The organism is Stenotrophomonas sp. 14P6.2.3, from assembly GCF_057799055.1.
Genome location: NZ_JBYOLA010000012.1, coordinates 63,896 through 84,289 on the forward strand (window position 1 = coordinate 63,896; position 20,394 = coordinate 84,289).

A 20,394-nucleotide genomic window follows, 5' to 3' on the forward strand; every position below is an offset into this window, starting at 1 on the left:
CGGGCACGGGCGGCGAAGAAGACGCCTCCGTACCGGCACCGTGATGAATACGGTACGGGCGTTCATGCGGATACTCCTTCCAGTGCGGTCATCTGCACCGAAACGCAGTCGTAGATCTTTTCCATCTGCCGGCACAGCGTTTCCGGCGGGCGCTGGCTGTCCACCACCAGTTGCAGGTGCCAACGGCCATCGTCGGCGTCCACCGGCGCACCGGTGATCGCGCGCGGTGCGAAACCGCGGCGTTCGGCCATGCCGATCACGCGCAGCAGCGCGCCCTCGGCCGGTTGCAGCACCAGGTCAAGCCGGTATTGCATTGGGGATCTCCTGGCGTGCATGTGCAGGGTTGCTTTCCAGCATGGTGCTGTTGGCGGTATTGGGCGGTACCAGCGGCCACACGTTCGCGCGTGCATCGATGGCCACGTGCAGCAGGGCCGGGCCCGGCTCGGCCAGCAGTGCGGCCAGGCCACCTTCGACGTCATCGCGCGCATCGATGCGCGTGGCCGCGATGCCGAACACCTTGGCCAGGGCCACGAAGTCCGGGTTGTCGGACAGGTCGATCTCGCTGTAACGCTCGGCGAAGAACAGTTCCTGCCACTGCCGCACCATGCCCAGCGAACTGTTGTCCAGCAGGATGATCTTCACCGGCAGGCGGCAGCGGGCGATGGTCGCCAGCTCCTGCACGTTCATCATGAAGCTGCCATCGCCGGACACCAGCACCACGGTGCGCTCAGGGCAGGCGAACTGCGCGCCCATCGCCGCCGGCAGGCCAAAGCCCATCGTGCCCAGCGCGCCGCTGGTCAGGTGGTTGCGCGGATGATTGAAGCGGCAGTGCTGCGCCACCCACATCTGGTGCTGGCCGACGTCGCAGGCGATCACCGTATCGGCCGGTGCCAGCTCGCTCAGGCGCTTCAGCAGCGCCGGGGCGTAGATGTGCTGGCCCGGTGCGTCGTAGCGTGCGGCGAAGCGATCGCGATGCTGTGCGCAGCGCTTGCGCCATGCGTCCTGGTGGGCCTTGGGGGAGGGGAAGGCCGCACGCAGGGCGCGGATGGCGTGGCCGACGTTGCCGGGCACGGCGACATCGGCGCTGCGCAGCTTGGAGATCTCGTACGCATCGGCATCGATGTGCACCACGCGGGCGAACGGCGCGAACTCGGCCAGCTTGCCGGTTGCCCGATCATCGAACCGCGCACCCAGCACCAGCAGCAGATCGCTTTCCTGCACGGCCATGTTCGCGGCACGGGTGCCATGCATGCCCAGCATGCCCAGCGACTGCGGGTGCTGGGGAGGCAGCGCGCCCAGCCCGCGCAGGGTCATCACGGTGGGAATGGCGCTGGCTTCGACGAAGGCGCGCAGGTCCTGCACGGCATCGCCCAGGGCGATGCCACCACCGGCGTAGACCACCGGCTTTTCGGCCGCGGCCAGTGCGGCGATGGCTTCGGCGATGGCGGCGTCGGCGGCGGCCGGCGGCGGTTCCACGCTGGCCGGCACATGCGCCGGCAGGTGGCTGGCATCGGCCAGCTGCACATCCTTGGGCAGGTCGATCAGCACCGGCCCGGGACGGCCCTCGCGGGCGATGCGGAAGGCATCGGCCACCACGCGCGGCAGATCATCGACGCTGCGCACCAGCCAGCTGTGCTTGACGATCGGCATCGTCAAACCGAACACATCCAGTTCCTGGAACGCATCGGTGCCCAGCAGTGGCGTGGCGACCTGGCCGGTGATGCAGACCATCGGCACCGAATCGAGCATCGCATCGGCGATACCGGTGACCAGGTTGGACGCGCCCGGCCCGGACGTTGCCACGCAGACGCCGACCTGGCCACTGGCACGCGCAAAGCCGTTGGCGGCCAGTGCTGCGCCCTGCTCATGGCGCACCAGGATGTGCTTCAGCGACGAATCCACCAGCGCGTCGTAGAACGGCATGATGGTGCCGCCCGGGTACCCGAACAGCGTACGGACACCCTCGGCCTCCAGCGCCTGGGTCAGCCAGCGCGCGCCGTTGGGCGGCGCGCTGCGGTGTGTGGGAGAGTTCATGGGGGAACCTTGCAGAGCGGGTGGGGGTGCCGCGTTGTTACGCGGCTTGACCTTGCAACCAGACCATCTTGGCGCGCAGTTCCTTGCCTACCTTCTCGATCGGATGCTCCAGGTCGGCCTGCTTGAACCTGTTGTAGTTCGGCAGGCCCGCTTCGTACTCGGCCACCCAGTTCTTGGTGAAGGTGCCGTCCTGGATGTCCTTCAGCACTTCCTTCATGCGCTCCTTGGTACCGGCGTCGATCACCCGCGGGCCGCTGACGTAGTCGCCGTACTGCGCGGTCTCGGAGATGAACTCCAACATGCGCGAGATGCCGCCTTCGTAGAACAGGTCGACGATCAGCTTCAGTTCGTGCAGCACTTCGTAGTAGGCGATTTCCGGCTGGTAACCGGCTTCCACCAGCGTCTCGAAGCCCGCCTGCACCAGCGCCGAAGCGCCGCCGCACAGCACCGCCTGCTCACCGAACAGATCGGTTTCGGTTTCTTCCTTGAAGGTGGTCTGGATCAGGTTGGCACGTGCGCCACCCAGGCCGCCGGCATAGGCAAGTGCGTACTCGGCGGCCTTGCCGCTCTTGTCCTGGTAGACCGCCCAGATGCACGGCACACCGCGGCCGATCTCATATTCGCGACGGACCAGTGCACCCGGGCCCTTCGGTGCGACCAGCACAACGTCCAGGTCGTCGCGCGGCTTGATCATGTCGAAGTGCACGTTCAAGCCATGCGCGAACAGCAGCACCGCGCCCTGCTTCATGTTCGGTGCCAGCACGTCCTCGTACAGCTTCTTCTGCACCATGTCCGGGGTCAGCACCGCGACCAGATCGGCATCCTTCACCGCCTCGGCCGGTGCCTTCACGGTGAAGCCATCGGCCTGCGCCTTGACCTCGGTGGGGCCGCCCGGGCGCAGGCCTACCACCACATCGAAGCCGGATTCACGCAGGTTCAGCGCGTGCGCGCGACCCTGGCTGCCGTAGCCGATGACGGCGATCTTGGTCTGGGGCAGTTCGTTGGTGCTCATGGGGGAGGTTCCTTGCGGGTGGGAAGAAAAAAGACGGCCGGCAGTCGAATCGACGTACCGGCCGGTCAGGGAAAAGCGGGGAGGGCAGCGCCGCGCGTCGCACAGGTACTGCCACCACGAGGGTTCGTGGTGCAGCGGGTCCGGGTTGTGCGATGGGCGTTGGTCATGGTGGTTGCGTCTGAAACCAGGTCCTGAAATGAAAAAACCCGCACCTTGGCGGGTGCGGGTTTTGAAGAGTTCCGGTGTGTTTGTTGCTTACACGCTGGCTCGTCCCGCACCTGTTGGTTGGGTAATAAGTACGAGCACAAGAATCGAACGCAGCGAGGCGGCGCCGGTGTCGGCGGCTTCAATGTGGGTTCGGGGTGGCGTGTTGTGATGCAACATGTGATCGAGAAAACCACAGCCGTTTCGGCGCTGTCAACCCTCGCAGCGATATTCCTGTCAGTTTCCGCTGCATGCAGTGCAATCGCTTGTGGCACAAGGATGGTTGCCGCTGAAAGTGTTTCGGTGAACCGGAATTCACTCTTTTCAACAGGTTTTTTGCGCGGATTCGGGGTGATTTCGCCTTGGTAGGTGCCGACCTTGGTCCGCGCCGGAGTCATCGAAGCCGAAAGCAGTGCGGACCAAGGTCCGCACCCACCGAAGGACTGTCGTCCATGACCTATGCCCGATGGCCCCTGGCCGCCGCAGCAGCGAAGATCGGGTCACCACCCTTCCATCGGAACTCGACCGTGTCCCGACGTCTTGCCCGTTCCCTGCTGGCGGCTGCCGTGCTGGCTGCCGTGCCCATGCTGTCCCAGGCCGCCGACCGCATTACCGGCCACACCTTCGCCACCCGTTCGGAGGTGATCGCCCCGCATGCGATGGCCGCCACCTCGCAGCCGCTGGCCACCCAGATCGCGCTGGACGTGATGAAGGCGGGTGGCTCGGCCGTCGATGCCGCCATTGCTGCCAACGCAGCGCTGGGCCTGATGGAACCCACCGGCAACGGCGTCGGCGGCGACCTGTTCGCCATCGTGTGGGACCCGAAGACGCAGAAGCTTTACGGCTACAACGGCTCCGGCCGCTCGCCGAAGTCGCTCACCCTGGCCGAGTTCCAGCGTCGTGGCCTGAAGGAGATCCCGGCCACCGGCCCGCTGCCGGTATCCGTTCCGGGCGCGGTGGATGGCTGGTTCGCGTTGCACGAGCGGTTCGGCCGCAAGCCGATGGCTGACAACCTGGCCCCCGCCATCCGCTATGCGCGCGAAGGGCATCCGGTGGCCGAAGTGATCGCCTATTACTGGGATCGCTCGGTACCGAAGCTGTCGCAGTATCCGGGTTTCAAGGAGCAGTTCACCATCGACGGCCACGCCCCGCGCAAGGGCGAGATGTGGAAGAACCCGAATCTGGAGGACACCCTGCAGAAGATTGCCGACGGGGGGCGTGATGCCTTCTACAAGGGCGACATCGCCCACACCATCGGCGATTACTTCAAGAAGAATGGCGGCTACCTGAGCTACCAGGACATGGCCGACCATCATGGCGAGTGGGTTGAGCCGGTCAGCAGCAACTACCGCGGCTATGACGTGTGGGAGCTGCCGCCGAACAGCCAGGGCATCGCCGCTCTGCAGATCCTCAACGTGCTGGAAGGCTACGACTTCTCGAAGATTCCGTTCGGCTCGCCCGAACACGTGCACCTGTTCGTGGAGGCAAAGAAGCTGGCGTTCGCCGACCGCGCGCGCTTCTACGCCGACATGGCGTTCCAGGCGGCACCGGTACAGAAGCTGATTTCCAAGGACTACGCCGCGCAGCGCCGCGCGCTGATCTCGATGGACAAGGCGCTGAAGGAAGTGCAGCCGGGTACACCGAAGCAGCTGGAAGAGGGCGACACGATCTACATGACCGTGGCCGACGCCGAGGGCATGATGGTGTCGCTGATCCAGTCCAACTACCGCGGCATGGGCAGCGGCATGGCGCCGCCGGGGCTTGGCTTCATACTGCAGGATCGCGGCGAGATGTTCGTGCTGCAGAAGAACCATCCCAATGGCTACGCACCGGGCAAGCGCCCCTTCCAGACCATCATTCCGGCCTTCATCACCAAGGGTGGCAAGCCGTATGCAAGCTTCGGCGTGATGGGCGGCGCGATGCAGCCACAGGGGCACGCGCAGATCGTGATGAACCTGGTGGACTTCGGCATGAACCTGCAGGAAGCCGGTGATGCGCCGCGTATCCAGCACGAGGGCTCGACCGAACCGACCGGGCAGGCGACGGCGATGACCGATGGCGGTGAGGTGAATCTGGAAACCGGGTTCCCGTACGAGACAGTGCGTGCGCTGATGCGCAAGGGGCACCGCGTGGTGTTTGCCGATGGTCCGTACGGCGGCTACCAGGCGATCCTGCGTGATCCGGAGACCGGCGTGTACTACGGCGCGTCGGAGAGCCGCAAGGATGGGCAGGCGGCGGGGTATTGAGGTTTTCCGGCCACCGGGCTGAGCCCCCTCGCGGCTGATCGCCAGAGCAGGTTCATGCGCTGGGGCGTGCGGGTGGGAGTGTCGGGGGACGCCGTGAATACGTCCCTGTAGGCTTAGCCGCGCCATCCATGGCGCGGATACCCCCGCCACCCCCACCCGCACGCCCCCCCGAAAGTTTCCGTGCGCGTCAGCCACGGAATAGAAAGAAGAAGAGCAAAGGCAAAGGCAAAGGCAACAGCTGCGTGCTTCTTGTTTTCCGATACACCTCATCCACGCATGGCGTGGATCTACTGCCGTCACCGGGAAACTGTCGGAGGCGGGGAGGGGGCCGATGGCGGGACCGTCCACGGCATGGATGCCGTGGCCGAGCCTACAGGGACGTACTTGCGGCGTGTCCCGCCATCGGCCCCCTCCCCGCCAGACCCTCAACATCCCAGAGCCGCTTTGGCTTTTGAAGTTGCACTTGCCGTTGCTTGAAAAAAAAGCGGTGCAGCCGCAGGCTGCAGAACACCCTCAATCCGAATCCTGCGCCCGCGCCGCCTCCGCCTGGGTCTCTTCCTGCGCCGCCATCTCGCGTGCGATCCACGCGTCGATCATGCGTCGCTGGCGCTGCGTTTGCCGGCGCTCCCGCGTGTACTCCTGGTCCAGCACCCGGTACAGCGACACCATCACCAGCACCATCAGCAATGCGAATGGCAACGCCGCGATCGTGATCATTCCCTGCAGCGCATCCAGCCCACCGGCCAGCAGCAATGCCGCCGCAATCAACGCAACCGCGATGCCCCACGCCAGCTTGCGCTTCAGCGGCGGGTCGCCGGCTTCGTCGGTGGACATGCTGGCCAGCACCAGCACCGCCGAATCGGCCGAGGTCACGAAGAAGATCATCAACAGCACCAACGCCACCGCCGACAGCATCAGCGATGCCGGCAGGCTGTCGAACAGGGTGAACAACACCGTCTCGTAGCCATTGCCCAGCGCCTGCACCAGGTCGGCGTGGCCGAAGATCTGTGCCCACAGCGCGGTGCCGCCGAACACCGCGAACCAGAAGAAGCCCAGCAGCGTCGGTGCCAGCACCACGCCGATCACGAACTCGCGCACGCTGCGGCCGCGCGAGATGCGTGCGATGAACGAGCCCACGAACGGTGCCCAGGAAATCCACCAGGCCCAGTAGAAGATCGTCCAGTCGGCCACCCAGGTGCTGCCGGAGAACGGCGACATGCGCAGGCTCATGGTCACCAGTTGGTTTAGGTAGGAACCCAGCGTGGTGGTGAACGTATCGAAGATGAATCCGGTCGGTCCCAGCACCAGTACGGTCGCGGCCAGCAACGCCGCCAGCGCCAGGTTGAAGTTGGACAGCCACTTCACGCCGCGCTCCACGCCGCTGGCGGTGGAGGCCATGTACAGCACGAAGGCAATGGCGATGATGGTCATCTGCACCGGCACCGTAGCCTCCAGACCGAACACGCGCTCCACACCCGCAGCGATCTGGATGGTGCCGAAGCCGAGCGTCGTCGCCACGCCGATCGCCGTGGCAACCACCGCCGCGATGTTGACGACGCGGCCGATCCAACCGCGGTGGTGGCGGCCGATGATCGGCTGCAGCATATCGCTGACCAGTCCGCGTCCATTGCGGTTGAACTGGAACCAGGCCATCGCCAGACCGATCAGCGCGTAGATCGCCCACGGATGCAGGCCCCAATGGAAGAACGCATAGCGCATCGACGCACGCGCAGCATCCATGCTCTGTGGTGCCAGGCCTTCCGGTGGCTTGGTGAAGTGCGAGATCGGTTCGGCAGCTCCCCAGAACACCAGGCCAATGCCCATGCCGGCAGCGAACAGCATCGACATCCAGCTGGCGCGCGAAAACTCGGGCTCGGCGTCTTCGCCACCGATGCGCAGGTTGCCGAAGCGGCCGAACGCCAGGTACATCAGGAATACCAGTGCCAGGAATACGACCAGCAGGTACAGCCAACCGACGCTGCGGATGACATCGGCCAGCGCCGCCTGCACGACGGTATTGAAGGGGCCCGGCGCGAGGCCGGCCAGCAGCACCAGGGCAAGCACCAGTGCGATGGAAATGCGAAACACCATGAAGGAGCTTCTCCGATCAAGGGATTGAGGGGAGCGAGCAAAAGCTTGCGGGGAGTGGGCCGGCGACAGCGTGCGCACACCGGACAGGAGCCGCGATGGCGGCAGGGAAAGCACCGCTTGCAACGGTGCGGTGCGCGTGCACGTTACTGAATGCGACGTCACGGCTCTGTTAACGCGGGTGCAGTAGATCCACGCCAGGCGTGGGTGTACGGCCAGGAGGCCGAGGGGTTTCTATGTTCTAATGCGCACCAAGAAGCGGGGGTACCGCGGCCTTGTGGCCACGGTTGAGATAGTCCCTTGGAACCTGATCCGGCTCATACCGGCGTAGGGAAGCTTTGCAATGCGGCCGTGCCCCGACCCCGCCCAAGGACTGCCTTGGTGCTGTCCGGGCGCGGGGGCAGTGCGCCGCCGCTTCGTCCCTGACCTTCCTGGACGATGCCCGATGAACGCACAGCTCTCTGCCCTGCAGCAACAGGCCCAGCAACTCTCCGAGTCCGTGACCCGGCCCATACCCGGCTCGCGCAAGATCCACGTGCCCGGCTCGCGGCCGGACCTGCAGGTGCCGATGCGCGAGATCGCGCTGACCCGCACGCCCACCGTGTTCGGTGGCGAAGAGAACGCACCGGTCACCGTCTACGACACCTCCGGCCCGTACACCGATCCGGACGTGCGCATCGATTTGTCTGCCGGTCTGCCGGCACTGCGTCGCGGCTGGGTGGAGGAGCGCAACGACACCGAACAGCTTGATGGCCTCAGCTCTTCGTTCGGCCGCGCGCGTGAGCACGATCCCAAGCTGGACCCGGTGCGTTTCCCCGCGCGCAGCCTGCCGCGTCGCGCGCAGGCCGGTGCCAACGTCACCCAGATGCACTATGCGCGGCGCGGCATCATCACCCCGGAAATGGAATTCGTCGCCATCCGCGAGAACCAGCGGCTGGAGGCGATCCGTGATGCCGCACTGCTGCAGCAGCATCCCGGTGAATCCTTCGGCGCATCGATCCAGCACATCATCACCCCGGAATTCGTGCGCGAGGAAATCGCCCGCGGCCGCGCGGTGCTGCCCAACAACATCAATCACCCGGAAAGCGAGCCGATGATCATCGGCCGCAACTTCCTCACCAAGATCAATGCCAACATCGGCAACAGCGCGGTGTCCTCGGGTATTGCCGAGGAAGTGGAAAAGCTGGTGTGGGCGATCCGCTGGGGCGGTGACACGGTGATGGACCTGTCCACCGGCAAGCACATCCACGAAACGCGCGAGTGGATCATCCGCAATTCGCCGGTGGCGATCGGTACGGTGCCGATCTACCAGGCGCTGGAGAAGGTCGACGGCCGCGCCGAAGCGCTGACCTGGGAGATCTTCCGCGACACCCTGATCGAGCAGGCCGAGCAGGGCGTGGACTACTTCACCATCCATGCCGGTGTGCTGCTGCGCTACGTGCCACTCACCGCCAAGCGGGTCACCGGTATCGTCAGCCGCGGCGGGTCGATCATGGCCAAGTGGTGCCTGGCCCACCACAAGGAAAACTTCCTCTACACGCATTTCGAAGACATCTGCGAAATCATGAAGGCGTACGACGTGACCTTCTCGCTCGGTGATGGCCTGCGTCCGGGTTGCATCGCCGATGCCAACGATGCCGCGCAGTTCGGCGAGCTGGAAACGCTGGGGGAGTTGACGAAGATCGCCTGGAAGCACGACGTGCAGACCATGATCGAAGGCCCCGGCCACGTGCCGATGCAGCTGATCAAGGAGAACATGGACAAGCAGCTGCGCGAGTGCGGCGAGGCACCGTTCTACACGCTTGGCCCGCTGACCACGGACATCGCGCCGGGCTATGACCACATCACCAGTGCCATCGGCGCGGCGATGATCGGTTGGTTCGGTACCGCCATGCTCTGCTATGTCACGCCGAAGGAGCATCTGGGCCTGCCAAACCGTCAGGACGTGCGCGACGGCATCATGGCCTATCGCATCGCCGCGCACGCGGCCGATCTCGCCAAGGGCCACCCCGGCGCGCAGGTGCGTGACAACGCATTGAGCAAGGCGCGATTCGAGTTCCGCTGGGACGACCAGTTCCACCTCGGCCTGGACCCGGAGAAGGCCAAGGAATTCCACGACGAGACGCTGCCCAAGGACGCGCACAAGCTGGCGCATTTCTGTTCGATGTGCGGCCCGCATTTCTGCTCGATGAAGATCACCCAGGACGTGCGCGAGTACGCCGAGAAGGGCATGCAGGAGAAGTCCGAGCAGTTCCGTGCAGCCGGCGCCGAGGTGTATCAGCAGGGCTGATCGCAGAGGGGCAGCGCCGGGTCATGCCCGGCGTCATCCCATCACCCATCTCACGGACATGCCGCTATCCTCGGCCCATCGTTCCCCGGGGACAAGGAACCATGCCCATTGCCGTGACCACCCGCTGGCTGGCCATCGCCCGCCGTCATCCCTCTGCCTGGCTGCTCGGGGCGCAGCTGCTGTCGGTACTGCTGTACCCCGCGCTGGACGAAACCGCTGCCGGCCGCGCGGCAGTAGGCGTGTTCGGCATGGCCGTGCTCGGCCTGGCCCTGTGGGTGGTGCAGCGCAGCCCGCTGGGAACCTGGCTGGCGCTGGTGCTGGCCATTCCGGCAGTGGTGTTTTCCCTTTCCGCGGCCCTGCTCGACCGGCCGGCACTGGGCATCACTGCACAACTGCTGGAAAGCCTGCTGTATTTCTATACCGCTGGAGCGCTGATCGCTTACATGCTGCAGGACCACAAGGTGACCCGCGACGAGCTGTTTGCCGCCGGCGCCACGTTCACGTTGTTGGCATGGGCATTCGCTTTTACCTTTGCCGTATGTCAGCAGTGGTATCCAGGCAGTTTCCAGGGCGCCACGGGTGGAGCGCAGCGCACGTGGATGGAGCTGCTTTATCTGAGCTTCAGCTTATTGTCCGGAGTCGGGCTGAGTGATGTCGTACCACTGCATCCGCAGGCCCGCGCGCTGGTCATGCTGGAGCAGTTTTCCGGTGTCATGTATGTCGCGCTGGTGGTCTCGCGGCTGGTCGGCCTGACCATGCTGAAACGCTTCTGAAAATGAACGCCAGATAAAAATATCGCGCCCGAAAGGGCGCGAATGATGATGCTTATTATGTGAATGCGTCGGCGAGAGAGAGCCTGATGTCGACCACGCGATAGGCGAGGTAACCCGCATAGGCTAATATCCGGAGGCTTCGTTTTTTTTGCGGTATGCGCCGATGCTTTGTGCGGAATCTGGCTTCTTGCTGTGCCAAGGATGGGAAGGGATCGATGGTGAACAGTGTTCGCGGCCTGTTTCAACCCCATAGCAACGAATGATCAACAGCGAAATCCAGTCGCCTGAATCCGACCGCGTCCGCGTCGGCGAGTGCATCGTTACTTTGTCCTCGCGTGAGGTTGAAGTTGCGGGTGCGCGCCGTACGCGACGTTTGACGCCCAAGTCGCTGGGCGTGCTGCGCATGTTGATGCGGCAGCCGGGACGAGTGGTGACCCGTGACGAGCTGTTCGCCGAAGTGTGGCCGGACACGCTGCCGACCAACGATGTGCTGACCCAGGCGGTTACCCAGCTGCGCAAGGCGTTCAGCGTCGACGACGACAACGGCCAGGCGTACATCGAGACCATCGCCAAGACCGGCTACCGCTTGCTGGTACCGGTGCAGCCGCTGGCGGACCACGAGACCGATGCGATCGCTGCTGCCGAGGAATCGTCTGTAGCGCCGCCACCTGCGCCGGATGCCGTCGCCCCCGTCGGTGCGCCCGTGGTTGAACGCGGCAGCCGTCGCTGGCGGCGCCTCCGCCGTCGCCTGCTGCTGGCGCTGGGCGTGGTGATGCTGCTGGCACTGGTGGTGTTGAGCGTACTGCTGCTGCGCCGCCCGGCGCCGGTGAACTCTCCGGTGGACGCGGCAGTGGAGAACGGCACGCGGGTGATCGGAAGCCCTGAGCGGCCGTATCGATTGATCACCGCCACAGCCGGTTTTGAGACCTATCCCACACTTTCGCCTGACGGATCGCAGGTCGCCTACGAAGGCGCCAACGACGATGGCAAGGGCGGCAACGCCATCAAGGTGCAGACCTCCGGCAACGCGCCCGCACGCCAGCTGCTTTCGCCGCCGGCAGGTGCCAGCGACCGTTTCCCGAACTGGTCGCCGGATGGCCGCGAAATCGCCTTCGCCCGCTTTGGTGCCGATGACAGCTGCCAGGTATTGATCGCCAGCGCCACTGGCGGCGCCGTGCGCCAGGCCACGCGCTGCGACGGCACCGAGCTGCTCAGTTTCGACTGGACACCCGATGGCCGTGGCCTGGTCTTCGGCAGCATGGTGGGTCGTTATGCCCATCGCGGCATCCGCGTGCTCGATCTGGCCACCGGCCAATGGCGTGCGCTGGATTACGCTGTCGACGAAGATGATTTCGATTACGCCCCGCGCTATTCCCCGGATGGCAAATGGCTGGTGTTTGTCCGCAACCCTCAGCTGGGCGACCTGTGGCGGATGCCTGCCAGCGGCGGCACGCCCGAGCAGTTGACGACCGAATCGGCCGAACTGCGCGGTTGGGCATGGCTGGGCGACGGTCGACATATCGTGTTCGGTCGCCGCGTGGACAGCGAGGCTCGCTTGTACTACCTCGACGTCGAGCGCCGTACGCTGCGTGACGCCGGGCTCGACGATGCGCAGTGGCCGGCGGTCTCCCGCCGCGGCGACATGCTGGCGTTCGTGCATCGGCGCGCGCAGTTCGGCGTGTTCAGGATGCCCGCGCAGGGTGGTGCAGGTGAGCGTCTGTTTGCCTCCAGTGGCCGCGATGGGCAACCGATGGTGGCGCCGGATGGACGGCAACTGGTGTTCAGTTCCGATCGTTCCGGCAGCTTCGCGCTGTGGTGGGCCGACATGCAGCGGCCGGAGTCGCTGCGGCCGATCGAAGGGTTGAAACCGGAAGCACGGCAGGCGCCCGACTGGTCGGCCGACAGCCGGCACCTGCTGGTGGTGGGCCGCGATGAGCACGGCGAAGCCGTTGTCTACGAGATCGCCCCGCGCGACGAACAGCTGCATCGCCTTCCGGTTCCGGCCGAGCAACCGTTGCAGGCGTTGTACGGCGCCGACGCGGATCAGCTGCTGGTGGTTGAACGTGATGCCGACCAGCACACCCGGTTGAGCCTGTTCGACCGCAGCGCGCAGCCTTGGCGGCGGTTGGCCAGCCTGGAGGGCGTGTCACAGGCCCGTTTCGACCGCAGTACCGGGCGGGTGCTGTTCACCCGGCTGGCAGCCGGTGGGTTGTGGTCGGTGGACGCGGCATTGACGCCGGCCAGCGTGCAGCAGATCAGCGAGGACCGGCCCAGCCGTTGGCGCTACCGGACCTGGACCGTGGCCGGCAACGGCAGCATCGACTACCTCGGCAGCAGTGCCAGCTGCGGCACGACCCTGGTCCGTATCCAGTCCGGACGCGAAGAGGCGGAGCGCTGCCTGGACGCACAGCGCCTGAGCGCGGGCAATGGACTCAGCGCCAGTGCCGACGGAAACAGCCTGTACCTGGCCCTGGCCATCAGCGATGGTGCCGACATCGGCGTGATGCGACTGCCCGAACAACCGCCCGCGCTGTTCCCTGCATTCTCCAAATTGTTGATCTTGAACGAGAAAGGGCCTTCGTAACTTCTTCGTGACGATCTCGCCGCGAATTCGTGGCGATCTCGGCAGTCTTTCCTGACGCGCTGCCGCCTGATTTGGCAAAACGGAGGCCTGTACTTGGCAAATCCGTGGTGCCCCTATGCGTCAACTCTCGCTGGCCGATCGTGGCCAAACCCTCTCCCTGGACAAGTCGATCGACGATGTCGCGCCGACCTGCATGGGCGTTGCCCGCCTCGGCAGCCTGCAGACCGCCGGCATCAGCTTCAGTGTCTGGATGCAGGTGCGCGGTACCTCGTGGGTGGAAGCCAAGGAAGGGCGGTTCCGCCTTCGCCAGGGCGAGTGGATCGCGTTCGAGAAGGAGTCCAGGCCGCTGGTCCAGGCCGGACGCAACGGCCTGTGCGTGGGCATGAACCTGAACGTCGAAGCGCTGCGCGTGCTGACCGAAATGGCCGACTGCGGCCTGTACGCCGGCCGCGGCCTGATGAACCGGGCCGATGCACGCGTGGCACTGCGCCTGTGGCGTGACGCCCTCGCCAGCGGTCAGCCGGCGCAGGCGCTGCGTCCGCTGTTGCTGCATCTGGCCGGTCTGCAGCGCAGCCTGGCAGACAACGTGCAGCGTTGCCCCGGCCGCTCGCGCAGTCGCAAGCGCCAGGTGTTCGGTCGCATGCAGCGCGCGCGCCTGTATCTGGAAGGCAACAGCCACCGTGTGGTGCGCATCGGCGAACTGGCCGAGCTGACCAACTTCTCCAGCTGGTATCTCTCCAAGACGTTCCAGAGCCTGTACGAGGAAAGCCCGCAGTCGCTTTCGGCACGGTTGCGCCTTGAGCGCGCGGCCGATCTGCTGCGCGACACCGACATGATGGTCGGCGAAGTCGCTGCTGCCAGCGGTTTCGACAACTGCTGCAGCTTCGCGCGCGCCTTCCGCGCCCGCTATGGGCAGTCCGCTTCGCGCTTCCGCGAGAACGACGGACAGCTTCCGCCACACTCCGCAAAGTCTCCGGTTGTGTCGCGCAAATACAGCGCTGCAACGCAATCGTAACGTGCTACGGCGTTTTAACACGCTACTAACACGTACCTTGGAGAGATTGATGAACGTTCGTATTCCTGCAGTGCGGCTCGGCTTGTTGCCGGCCGGCATTGCGCTTGCCTTGGCACCGTCCTTCGCTTCGGCGCAGGACGCAGCTGCCGGCGGCACGACCGACCTGGACCGCATTTCGGTCACCGGTTCGCGCATCCGCCAGGCGAGCATGGAAACCGCACAGCCGGTGATCGCGCTGCAGCGCGCCGACATTGAAAAGCAGGGCTTCACCAGCGTTGCCGACATCGTGCAGAACCTGTCGGCAACCGGTTCGCCGGCGATCAGCCGCGCCGACGCCCTGACCTCGGGCGAAGAAGTCGGCGGCCAGTACGTCGACCTGCGCAACCTCGGCCCGGAGCGCACCCTGGTGCTGCTGGACGGCAAGCGCATGGGCACCAGCACCGGTGGTTACACCGATCTGGCCTCGATCCCGACCTCGGTCGTGGAGCGCATCGAAGTGCTGACCGATGGCGCCTCGGCCATCTATGGTTCCGACGCCATCGCCGGCGTGGTCAACATCATCACCCGCAAGAACTTCGACGGCCTGGAAGCCAGCGTCTACGGTGGCCAGTACGGCCAAGGCGACGGCCAGAAGCAGGTCTACAACTTCGTTTACGGCCAGACCGGTGAGCGTGGTTCGATCACCTTCGGCGCCGAGTACAGCAAGGAAGACGAGGTCAAGGCCAAGGATCGCTCCTTCAGCCGCTATCCGAACGGTCGCTTCCATCCGTTCCCGACCGACGACGATGCCAATGGCTGGTCGCCGGCGTCCAACCATGGCGTGCTGATCGACGACATGGGCACCCCGAAGAACGCCAACGACGATATCTGGTACACCCGTGGCAATACCGGTGCCGGCAACGGCATGGGCGACTTCCGTGAGTTCGGCACCGCCGACTACACCAATGCCAGCCAGGAAATGTGGCTGCAGAACAAGTTGACCCGTCGCTCGGTGTTCGCCAACGGCAACTACGATCTGACCGACAACATCCGCGCTACCGCGAACGTGCTGTACACCAAGCGCACCGCGACTTCGCAGATTGCCGGCTACCCGTACCAGTCCGAGGTCTACGGCACCCCGCTGTCGGGCGACAGCATCTACAACCCGCTGGGCAAGGACGCGAACTTCATCCGTCGCACCTCCGAGTTCCCGCGCCAGACCGAATCCGAGCAGGAAACCTTCCGCTTCTCGGCCGGCCTGGAAGGTTCGTTCGAGTTCGCTGACAAGTTCTGGGATTGGGACGTGGGTTACGTCTACAACCAGAACAAGGGCGTCAAGACCGGCACCGGCAACCTGTTCATCCCGAACGTGCAGAACGCCGTCGGCCCGTCCTTCATGGACGGCGACGTTGCCCGTTGCGGTACCCCGGGCAAGGTGATCGCGGGTTGCACCCCGTGGAACCCGCTCGCACCGTACGGCTCCACCGGCAATGGTTCGCTGGCTGATCCGGCACTGCAGGCCTATCTGTTCCTGCCGAGCCACGACACCTACACCAACACCACCAAGGCTTACAGCGCCAACATCTCCGGTTCGCTGTTCACGCTGCCGGCCGGTGACCTGGCCATCGCTGCCGGTTACGAGCACCGTCAGGAAAGCGGTGAGTACAACCCGGATGCACTGCTGCAGTCGGGCCTGAGCACCGACCTGGCCGGCGCGCCGACCAAGGGCAGCTACAAGCTCGACGAGTTCTACGTCGAACTGAACGTGCCGGTGCTGGCTGACATGCCGTTCGCCAAGGAACTGTCGCTCGACATGGCCGGTCGCTATTCGGACTACAACACCTTCGGCGATACCATCAACAGCAAGTTCGGCCTGAAGTGGAAGCCGATCGACGACCTGCTGGTGCGTGCGACCTATTCGACGGGCTTCCGCGCGCCGAACATCGCCAACATGTACGGCGGCACCTCGCAGACCTTCGACGCCTACACCGATCCGTGCGACAGCAGCTTCGGTTCGGCCTCGCGCAACCCGTCGGTTGCCGCGGCCTGCGGTGCACGTGGCGTTCCGGCGAACTTCCGCCAGATCACCTCGGGCGGCGCACAGTCGACCGGCCCGGGCACCCAGTCCTACAGCGCCTTCGAGTCGGGTTCCAACCCGGAACTGCAGCCGGAAACCTCCAAGACCTGGACTGCTGGCCTGGTCTACAGCCCGAACTTCGTGCAGGGCCTGGACGTCAGCCTGGACTGGTGGAAGATCCGCATCGACAACGTGATCGCCGCCGAGTCGGTGACCTCGATCCTCAACCAGTGCTACGTGCTGGGCGTGGCGTCGGCGTGTGACCGCTTCAGCCGTGGCACCGACGGCCGCACCGTCAACCAGGTGGTCGACGTTACCCGCACCCTGATCAACGGTGGTTACCAGGAAACCGCAGGTTACGACCTGGGCATCAAGTACCGCCTGCCGGAGTTCTCCTTCGGCAAGATCGTGGTTGACTGGAAAACCACCTACGTCGATTACCTCGAGTACAAGCGCGACAACGAAGCCGAGACCCCGGTCGAGCAGCACACCAGCTGGGCAACCGGCGACTGGGGTGCGAACTTCCGCGTCCGTTCGAACCTGAATGTCGATTGGAGCCTGGGCAACCTGGGCGTGAACTGGGCGGTGCGTTACTACTCGAGCATGAAGGAGCCGTGCTCCTACGACACCGAGTGCAACCTGCCTGACTTCAGCTCGTCCTACACCCTGGGCCAGCCGACCCGCAAGGTCGGTTCGAACACCTTCCACGATGTGCAGGTGCGTTACACCCTGCCGTGGCAGGCTACGGTCTCGGTCGGTGCCAACAACGTGTTCAACCACGAAGGCCCGGTCATGTACAGCCAGCCGAACTCGAGCTTCTCGTACTACGGTGGCTTCGACATCGGTCGTTACTACTACATGAAGTACACCCAGCGCTTCTGATCCATCGAAGCGTGACAGCAGAAAGAGGAGGGCGGGCCGCAAGGTCCGCCCTTCTTGTTTGAGCGCTGCACCGACTGGGTAGATCCACGCCATGCGTGGATGTACGTTCCGGCACAACGGCACCACGAAAAAAGGCAGGCCACCCGGCCTGCCTTTCTTCCCCTGCGCACCCGCCTGCCGCTACGCCTCAGGCGTCGCTTGGCACCAGCCCCATCAGGCTGTTGGCGTGCTCGCGCCACTGCGGCAGCTTGTTCAGCACACCGGCGCGCTGCAGATACTCTTCATCCACCGGATCGCCGTTGACCAGTGCCAGTGCCACGTGCACCGCACCGGTCACCCAGAAGCTGCGGGTGTTGGCGCGCTGCGGCTGCAGATGGAACGCCACCGCCTCGATGATCGGCATCGGCAGGCCCCACAGGCCCAGCAGATAGGCGCCGGCTTCGGCATGGCCGGGGCGGTCGTCGCCCGCGAGCTCGGGTTCGCTGCGTTCGTTGCGTACGCCCGGCAGCAGCAGGCCGATGTCGGCCAGCAGTGCGGCGGTGGCACCGAGTTCGGCACTGGAGTCGGGCAGCAGGCGTGCGGCCAATCGCGAGGCCATCAAGGCACGCTGCTGCAGCGAGTTGCGCTCGGCGCCGGACAAGGTCGGCGCGGAGAACACTTCACTGGCCAGCACCAGGTCACGCAGCGTGGCCAGGCCCAGCCGGGTCACGGCCGTGCGCAGGTCGGCGATGGTGCGGCCCTGGCTGAAGAACGCCGAATTGGAAAGCTGCAGCACCTTTGCTGCGATCGCCGGGTCGGCGGCGACCAGCTTGGCGACATCGGCGCTGTCGGCGTCGTCGTCATGTTCCAGTGCCTGGGTCAGGCTCAGGTACAGATGCGGTGGCGAGGGCAGCTTCTCGATGCGGCCGATGGCATCGCGCAGGCGCGGGCTGTCCAGCACTTCGCGCAGCTCTTCCAGGCTGGTCAGTGCTTCCAGCAGTACTTCCGGTGCCAGCGGCAAGGGCAGGAAGCGATGGGCGACACCGATGAGGCGCGCCGGCGGCGGCCGGTTGCCATGCTGTGCATCGACAAGTGCGATGCGGATGGTCTCCGGGCGCAAGGTGCGGATCTGTCCCAGCAGCGTGGTCGCGTTGAGATCGGGCAACTGCGGGCAGACGATCACCGCGTCCACGCCCTGGGTGGCGACCGCGGTCATCGCGGTATGGCCATCGGTGGCGGTCAACGGCTGCCAGTCTTCCCCAAGATCGGCAATGAATTCGGTCAGCTCAGCCGGCAGGCTGGCTGTATCCCCAACAAGCAGAATACGCACGACACATTCCCCTGGCTGTCTCGACGGTCGATGTCGAAGACGTGTGAAGTGACGCAATTTACCTAATACGGCGGCAAAGGTGATGTGCCGCCGTCATGAAACGTGACCCGCATCGCTCCGACGCCGTGCGCCGGAGCAATGCTGTTCAGTCTCAGGCCTTGCTGTCGAGGTGGCGCTGGTGCGCCTCGATCAGGATCTGCTTGGCCTCAGCCGCGCCGCCCCAACCGTCCAGCTTGACCCACTTGCCCTTCTCCAGGTCCTTGTAGTGCTCGAAGAAGTGGCCGATGCGCTCCAGCCAGTGGCTGGACACCTGCTCGATGTCTTCCACGTGCGCGTAGCCGCCGAACACCTTGGTGACCGGCACGGCCAGGATCTTCTCGTCGCTGCCGGCCTCATCGCTCATCTTCAGCACACCGACCGGACGGCAACGCACCACCGAACCCGGGACCAGCGGCAGCGGCAGCACCACCAGCACGTCGGCCGGATCGCCGTCGCCGCACAGGGTGCTCGGCACGTAGCCGTAGTTGCAGGGGTAGCGCATCGGGGTCGACAGGATGCGGTCGACGAAGATCGCGCCGGTTTCCTTGTCCACTTCGTACTTCACCGGCTCGGAATCCTTCGGGATCTCGATGATGACGTTGATTTCTTCCGGCGGGTTCTTGCCGGGCGAGACGAGTTCCAGGCCCATGGTGTGCTCCAGGTGGGGGTGTAGACGGATAGCTCTCCATTTTATGCCTTTGCCGGTCGCTGTGCAGGGTAGGGCGCTGACGGGCCGTCGCGGTGGCCGATGACCGGTCAGGACGGGGTATCCCGATGGGGACGGGCCGGCGACCGGAGCAGGCTGGAATCCCGAACCGAGGAGACCTGCAATGAACTGGAACCGTTGGCGCTGCGGCGTTCTGCTGCTGCTTGTCCCGCTGACCGCGCTGGCGCGCGGGACGCATGTTGACCTGATCAACCATCCGGCCCAGGAGGCCTTCTGGGACAGGGCCTACGCGCTGGAGGGCGCGCTTGCCCAGGCATTCGACCGCCTGTGCTCCGATACCTTCTGCGAAGGCGATTACAGCAACTACCGGGTGCTGGAGTTCCGCTGCGCGGTGCTGGCCCACCGGGGAACGGTGCAGCGCTGCGTCTGGGTGCTGGCGGCCAGCGAACTGGCGGTGCAACCCGACACAGGGCAGGTACAAGTCGACAACGGCCACTGGACCTGCCCGGTGGAAATGCAGCCCGGGGTGCCGGTTGAAGCCTTCTTTGCCTCGCTGGAGGCGCCGGACGGCCTGATGGCGCCACTGCCCGGGCTCGACCATGGTCTGTTCGAGGTGCTGCCTGATTGCCTGCAGAGGAGGGGCGCCTGATGCGTGCTTTCCCGGGACGATGGCTGCTCTGTGCTCTGCTGCTGGCCGGAACCGCGCAGGCGGCGCCGGCGTTCGTGGACGCCCGTGACTATCCCGATCCCGCGACCGGCCGGGAGCGCTTCCTCGCTGCCGAGCGGATGCTGGTGCGCGGGTTCGATGATATCTGTGGCGACACGTTCTGCGAGGGGCAGTACTACAACCTGTGGGCCATGCGCCTGCGCTGCTCGGTGGAGCGCGCGACAGGCGTGGTCGCCAGCTGCGTCTGGACCTTCGCTGGCAGCGAAACCTGGGTGCAGAAGGACGGCCGGATCGATGTCGACCATGGCACCTACGCCTGCACGCTGCCGCTGGCGCCTGCAACCCGGCTGGAGGAGCTGCTGCAGGTCTGGCAGGTTTCCGGGCATGAGGCGATTGATGCCCCGTTGCCCGGCACGACCACGAGCGTCTATGACGGCCTGACAGACTGTCTCTGACGCAGGGGGCCGTAATGCAAACGTGATTTATTCGCATTAACGGAGTAGCATGCGCGCCGCCCCCGTCTGTCCC

General features: G+C 65.2%; 14 protein-coding genes and 1 riboswitch. Of the genes, 8 read left to right on the forward strand and 6 right to left on the reverse strand.

Translation table 11 applies throughout. From position 1 onward, the window contains the following. Positions 1-62: 62 nt before the first annotated feature. From AC27VL_RS11530 to ilvC, 3 genes are read right to left on the reverse strand one after another with little or no spacing between them, the layout of a single operon-like run. The gene (locus AC27VL_RS11530) at positions 63-314 is read right to left on the reverse strand and encodes an ACT domain-containing protein (RefSeq protein ID WP_488766499.1); all 252 of its coding nucleotides are present in this window, start codon (positions 312-314) and stop codon (positions 63-65) included. Further along, entirely contained in the window at positions 298-2,034 is a 1,737-nt protein-coding gene (gene ilvG, locus AC27VL_RS11535) for an acetolactate synthase 2 catalytic subunit (protein ID WP_230113253.1), read from the reverse strand. Before ilvG ends, AC27VL_RS11530 begins: the two co-directional genes overlap by 17 nt. Before the next feature lie 37 nt (positions 2,035-2,071). Next, on the reverse strand, positions 2,072-3,046 hold the full coding sequence (gene ilvC, locus AC27VL_RS11540) for a ketol-acid reductoisomerase (protein ID WP_100553488.1): 975 nt from the start codon (positions 3,044-3,046) through the stop codon (positions 2,072-2,074). A 788-nt stretch (positions 3,047-3,834) separates the two neighbouring features. Here ilvC and ggt point away from each other — a divergent pair. Further along, positions 3,835-5,496: a gamma-glutamyltransferase gene (ggt, locus tag AC27VL_RS11545; RefSeq protein ID WP_488766575.1), complete on the forward strand. Its 1,662-nt coding sequence runs from the start codon at positions 3,835-3,837 to the stop codon at positions 5,494-5,496. A gap of 513 nt (positions 5,497-6,009) precedes the next feature. On the opposite strand, the gene AC27VL_RS11550 is transcribed toward ggt, so the two are convergent. Then, a complete protein-coding gene (locus AC27VL_RS11550) occupies positions 6,010-7,587 on the reverse strand; it encodes a BCCT family transporter (protein ID WP_488766502.1) in 1,578 nt (525 codons plus the stop codon). A 247-nt stretch (positions 7,588-7,834) separates the two neighbouring features. Next, positions 7,835-7,936: riboswitch (TPP riboswitch) on the forward strand. Positions 7,937-8,029: 93 nt separating this feature from the next. On the opposite strand from AC27VL_RS11550, the gene thiC reads away from it, so the two are divergent. From thiC to AC27VL_RS11575, 5 genes are all read left to right on the forward strand, one after another. Continuing rightward, positions 8,030-9,874: a phosphomethylpyrimidine synthase ThiC gene (gene thiC, locus AC27VL_RS11555; protein WP_100553487.1), complete on the forward strand. Its 1,845-nt coding sequence runs from the start codon at positions 8,030-8,032 to the stop codon at positions 9,872-9,874. A 101-nt stretch (positions 9,875-9,975) separates the two neighbouring features. Beyond that, on the forward strand, positions 9,976-10,647 hold the full coding sequence (locus tag AC27VL_RS11560; protein WP_108266178.1) for an ion channel: 672 nt from the start codon (positions 9,976-9,978) through the stop codon (positions 10,645-10,647). Positions 10,648-10,906: 259 nt separating this feature from the next. Next, on the forward strand, positions 10,907-13,231 hold the full coding sequence (locus AC27VL_RS11565; protein WP_488766504.1) for a winged helix-turn-helix domain-containing protein: 2,325 nt from the start codon (positions 10,907-10,909) through the stop codon (positions 13,229-13,231). 115 nt (positions 13,232-13,346) lie between these two features. Next, positions 13,347-14,246 carry a helix-turn-helix transcriptional regulator gene (locus AC27VL_RS11570; RefSeq protein WP_100553484.1) on the forward strand — a complete coding sequence of 300 codons (900 nt, stop codon included), beginning with the start codon at positions 13,347-13,349 and terminating at the stop codon, positions 14,244-14,246. 49 nt (positions 14,247-14,295) lie between these two features. Next, the gene (locus AC27VL_RS11575; RefSeq protein ID WP_191078532.1) at positions 14,296-17,184 is read left to right on the forward strand and encodes a TonB-dependent receptor domain-containing protein; all 2,889 of its coding nucleotides are present in this window, start codon (positions 14,296-14,298) and stop codon (positions 17,182-17,184) included. Positions 17,185-17,371: 187 nt separating this feature from the next. Here the strand turns inward: AC27VL_RS11575 and AC27VL_RS11580 are convergent, their stop codons facing one another. Together AC27VL_RS11580 and ppa are read right to left on the reverse strand one after the other, a co-directional pair. Beyond that, positions 17,372-18,493, reverse strand: coding sequence for an HDOD domain-containing protein (locus AC27VL_RS11580; protein ID WP_089236713.1), 1,122 nt, complete (start codon positions 18,491-18,493; stop codon positions 17,372-17,374). Positions 18,494-18,644: 151 nt separating this feature from the next. After that, the gene (gene ppa / locus AC27VL_RS11585; RefSeq protein ID WP_025874161.1) at positions 18,645-19,181 is read right to left on the reverse strand and encodes an inorganic diphosphatase; all 537 of its coding nucleotides are present in this window, start codon (positions 19,179-19,181) and stop codon (positions 18,645-18,647) included. Between the two features lie 181 nt (positions 19,182-19,362). Here ppa and AC27VL_RS11590 point away from each other — a divergent pair, with 181 nt between their 5' ends. Together AC27VL_RS11590 and AC27VL_RS11595 are read left to right on the forward strand one after the other, a co-directional pair. Further along, a complete protein-coding gene (locus tag AC27VL_RS11590) occupies positions 19,363-19,848 on the forward strand; it encodes a hypothetical protein (protein WP_488766507.1) in 486 nt (161 codons plus the stop codon). Further along, on the forward strand, positions 19,848-20,321 hold the full coding sequence (locus tag AC27VL_RS11595) for a hypothetical protein (RefSeq protein WP_488766509.1): 474 nt from the start codon (positions 19,848-19,850) through the stop codon (positions 20,319-20,321). Before AC27VL_RS11590 ends, AC27VL_RS11595 begins: the two co-directional genes overlap by 1 nt. Positions 20,322-20,394 lie beyond the last annotated feature (73 nt).

Bases quoted from the DNA above. Each gene is read 5' to 3' on its own strand.
- AC27VL_RS11530 (WP_488766499.1), bottom strand. From the start codon at position 314: ATGCAATACCGGCTTGACCTGGTGCTGCAACCGGCCGAGGGCGCGCTG.
- ilvG (WP_230113253.1), bottom strand. From the start codon at position 2,034: ATGAACTCTCCCACACACCGCAGCGCGCCGCCCAACGGCGCGCGCTGG.
- ilvC (WP_100553488.1), bottom strand. From the start codon at position 3,046: ATGAGCACCAACGAACTGCCCCAGACCAAGATCGCCGTCATCGGCTAC.
- ggt (WP_488766575.1), top strand. From the start codon at position 3,835: ATGCTGTCCCAGGCCGCCGACCGCATTACCGGCCACACCTTCGCCACC.
- AC27VL_RS11550 (WP_488766502.1), bottom strand. From the start codon at position 7,587: ATGGTGTTTCGCATTTCCATCGCACTGGTGCTTGCCCTGGTGCTGCTG.
- thiC (WP_100553487.1), top strand. From the start codon at position 8,030: ATGAACGCACAGCTCTCTGCCCTGCAGCAACAGGCCCAGCAACTCTCC.
- AC27VL_RS11560 (WP_108266178.1), top strand. From the start codon at position 9,976: ATGCCCATTGCCGTGACCACCCGCTGGCTGGCCATCGCCCGCCGTCAT.
- AC27VL_RS11565 (WP_488766504.1), top strand. From the start codon at position 10,907: ATGATCAACAGCGAAATCCAGTCGCCTGAATCCGACCGCGTCCGCGTC.
- AC27VL_RS11570 (WP_100553484.1), top strand. From the start codon at position 13,347: ATGCGTCAACTCTCGCTGGCCGATCGTGGCCAAACCCTCTCCCTGGAC.
- AC27VL_RS11575 (WP_191078532.1), top strand. From the start codon at position 14,296: ATGAACGTTCGTATTCCTGCAGTGCGGCTCGGCTTGTTGCCGGCCGGC.
- ppa (WP_025874161.1), bottom strand. From the start codon at position 19,181: ATGGGCCTGGAACTCGTCTCGCCCGGCAAGAACCCGCCGGAAGAAATC.
- AC27VL_RS11590 (WP_488766507.1), top strand. From the start codon at position 19,363: ATGAACTGGAACCGTTGGCGCTGCGGCGTTCTGCTGCTGCTTGTCCCG.
- AC27VL_RS11595 (WP_488766509.1), top strand. From the start codon at position 19,848: ATGCGTGCTTTCCCGGGACGATGGCTGCTCTGTGCTCTGCTGCTGGCC.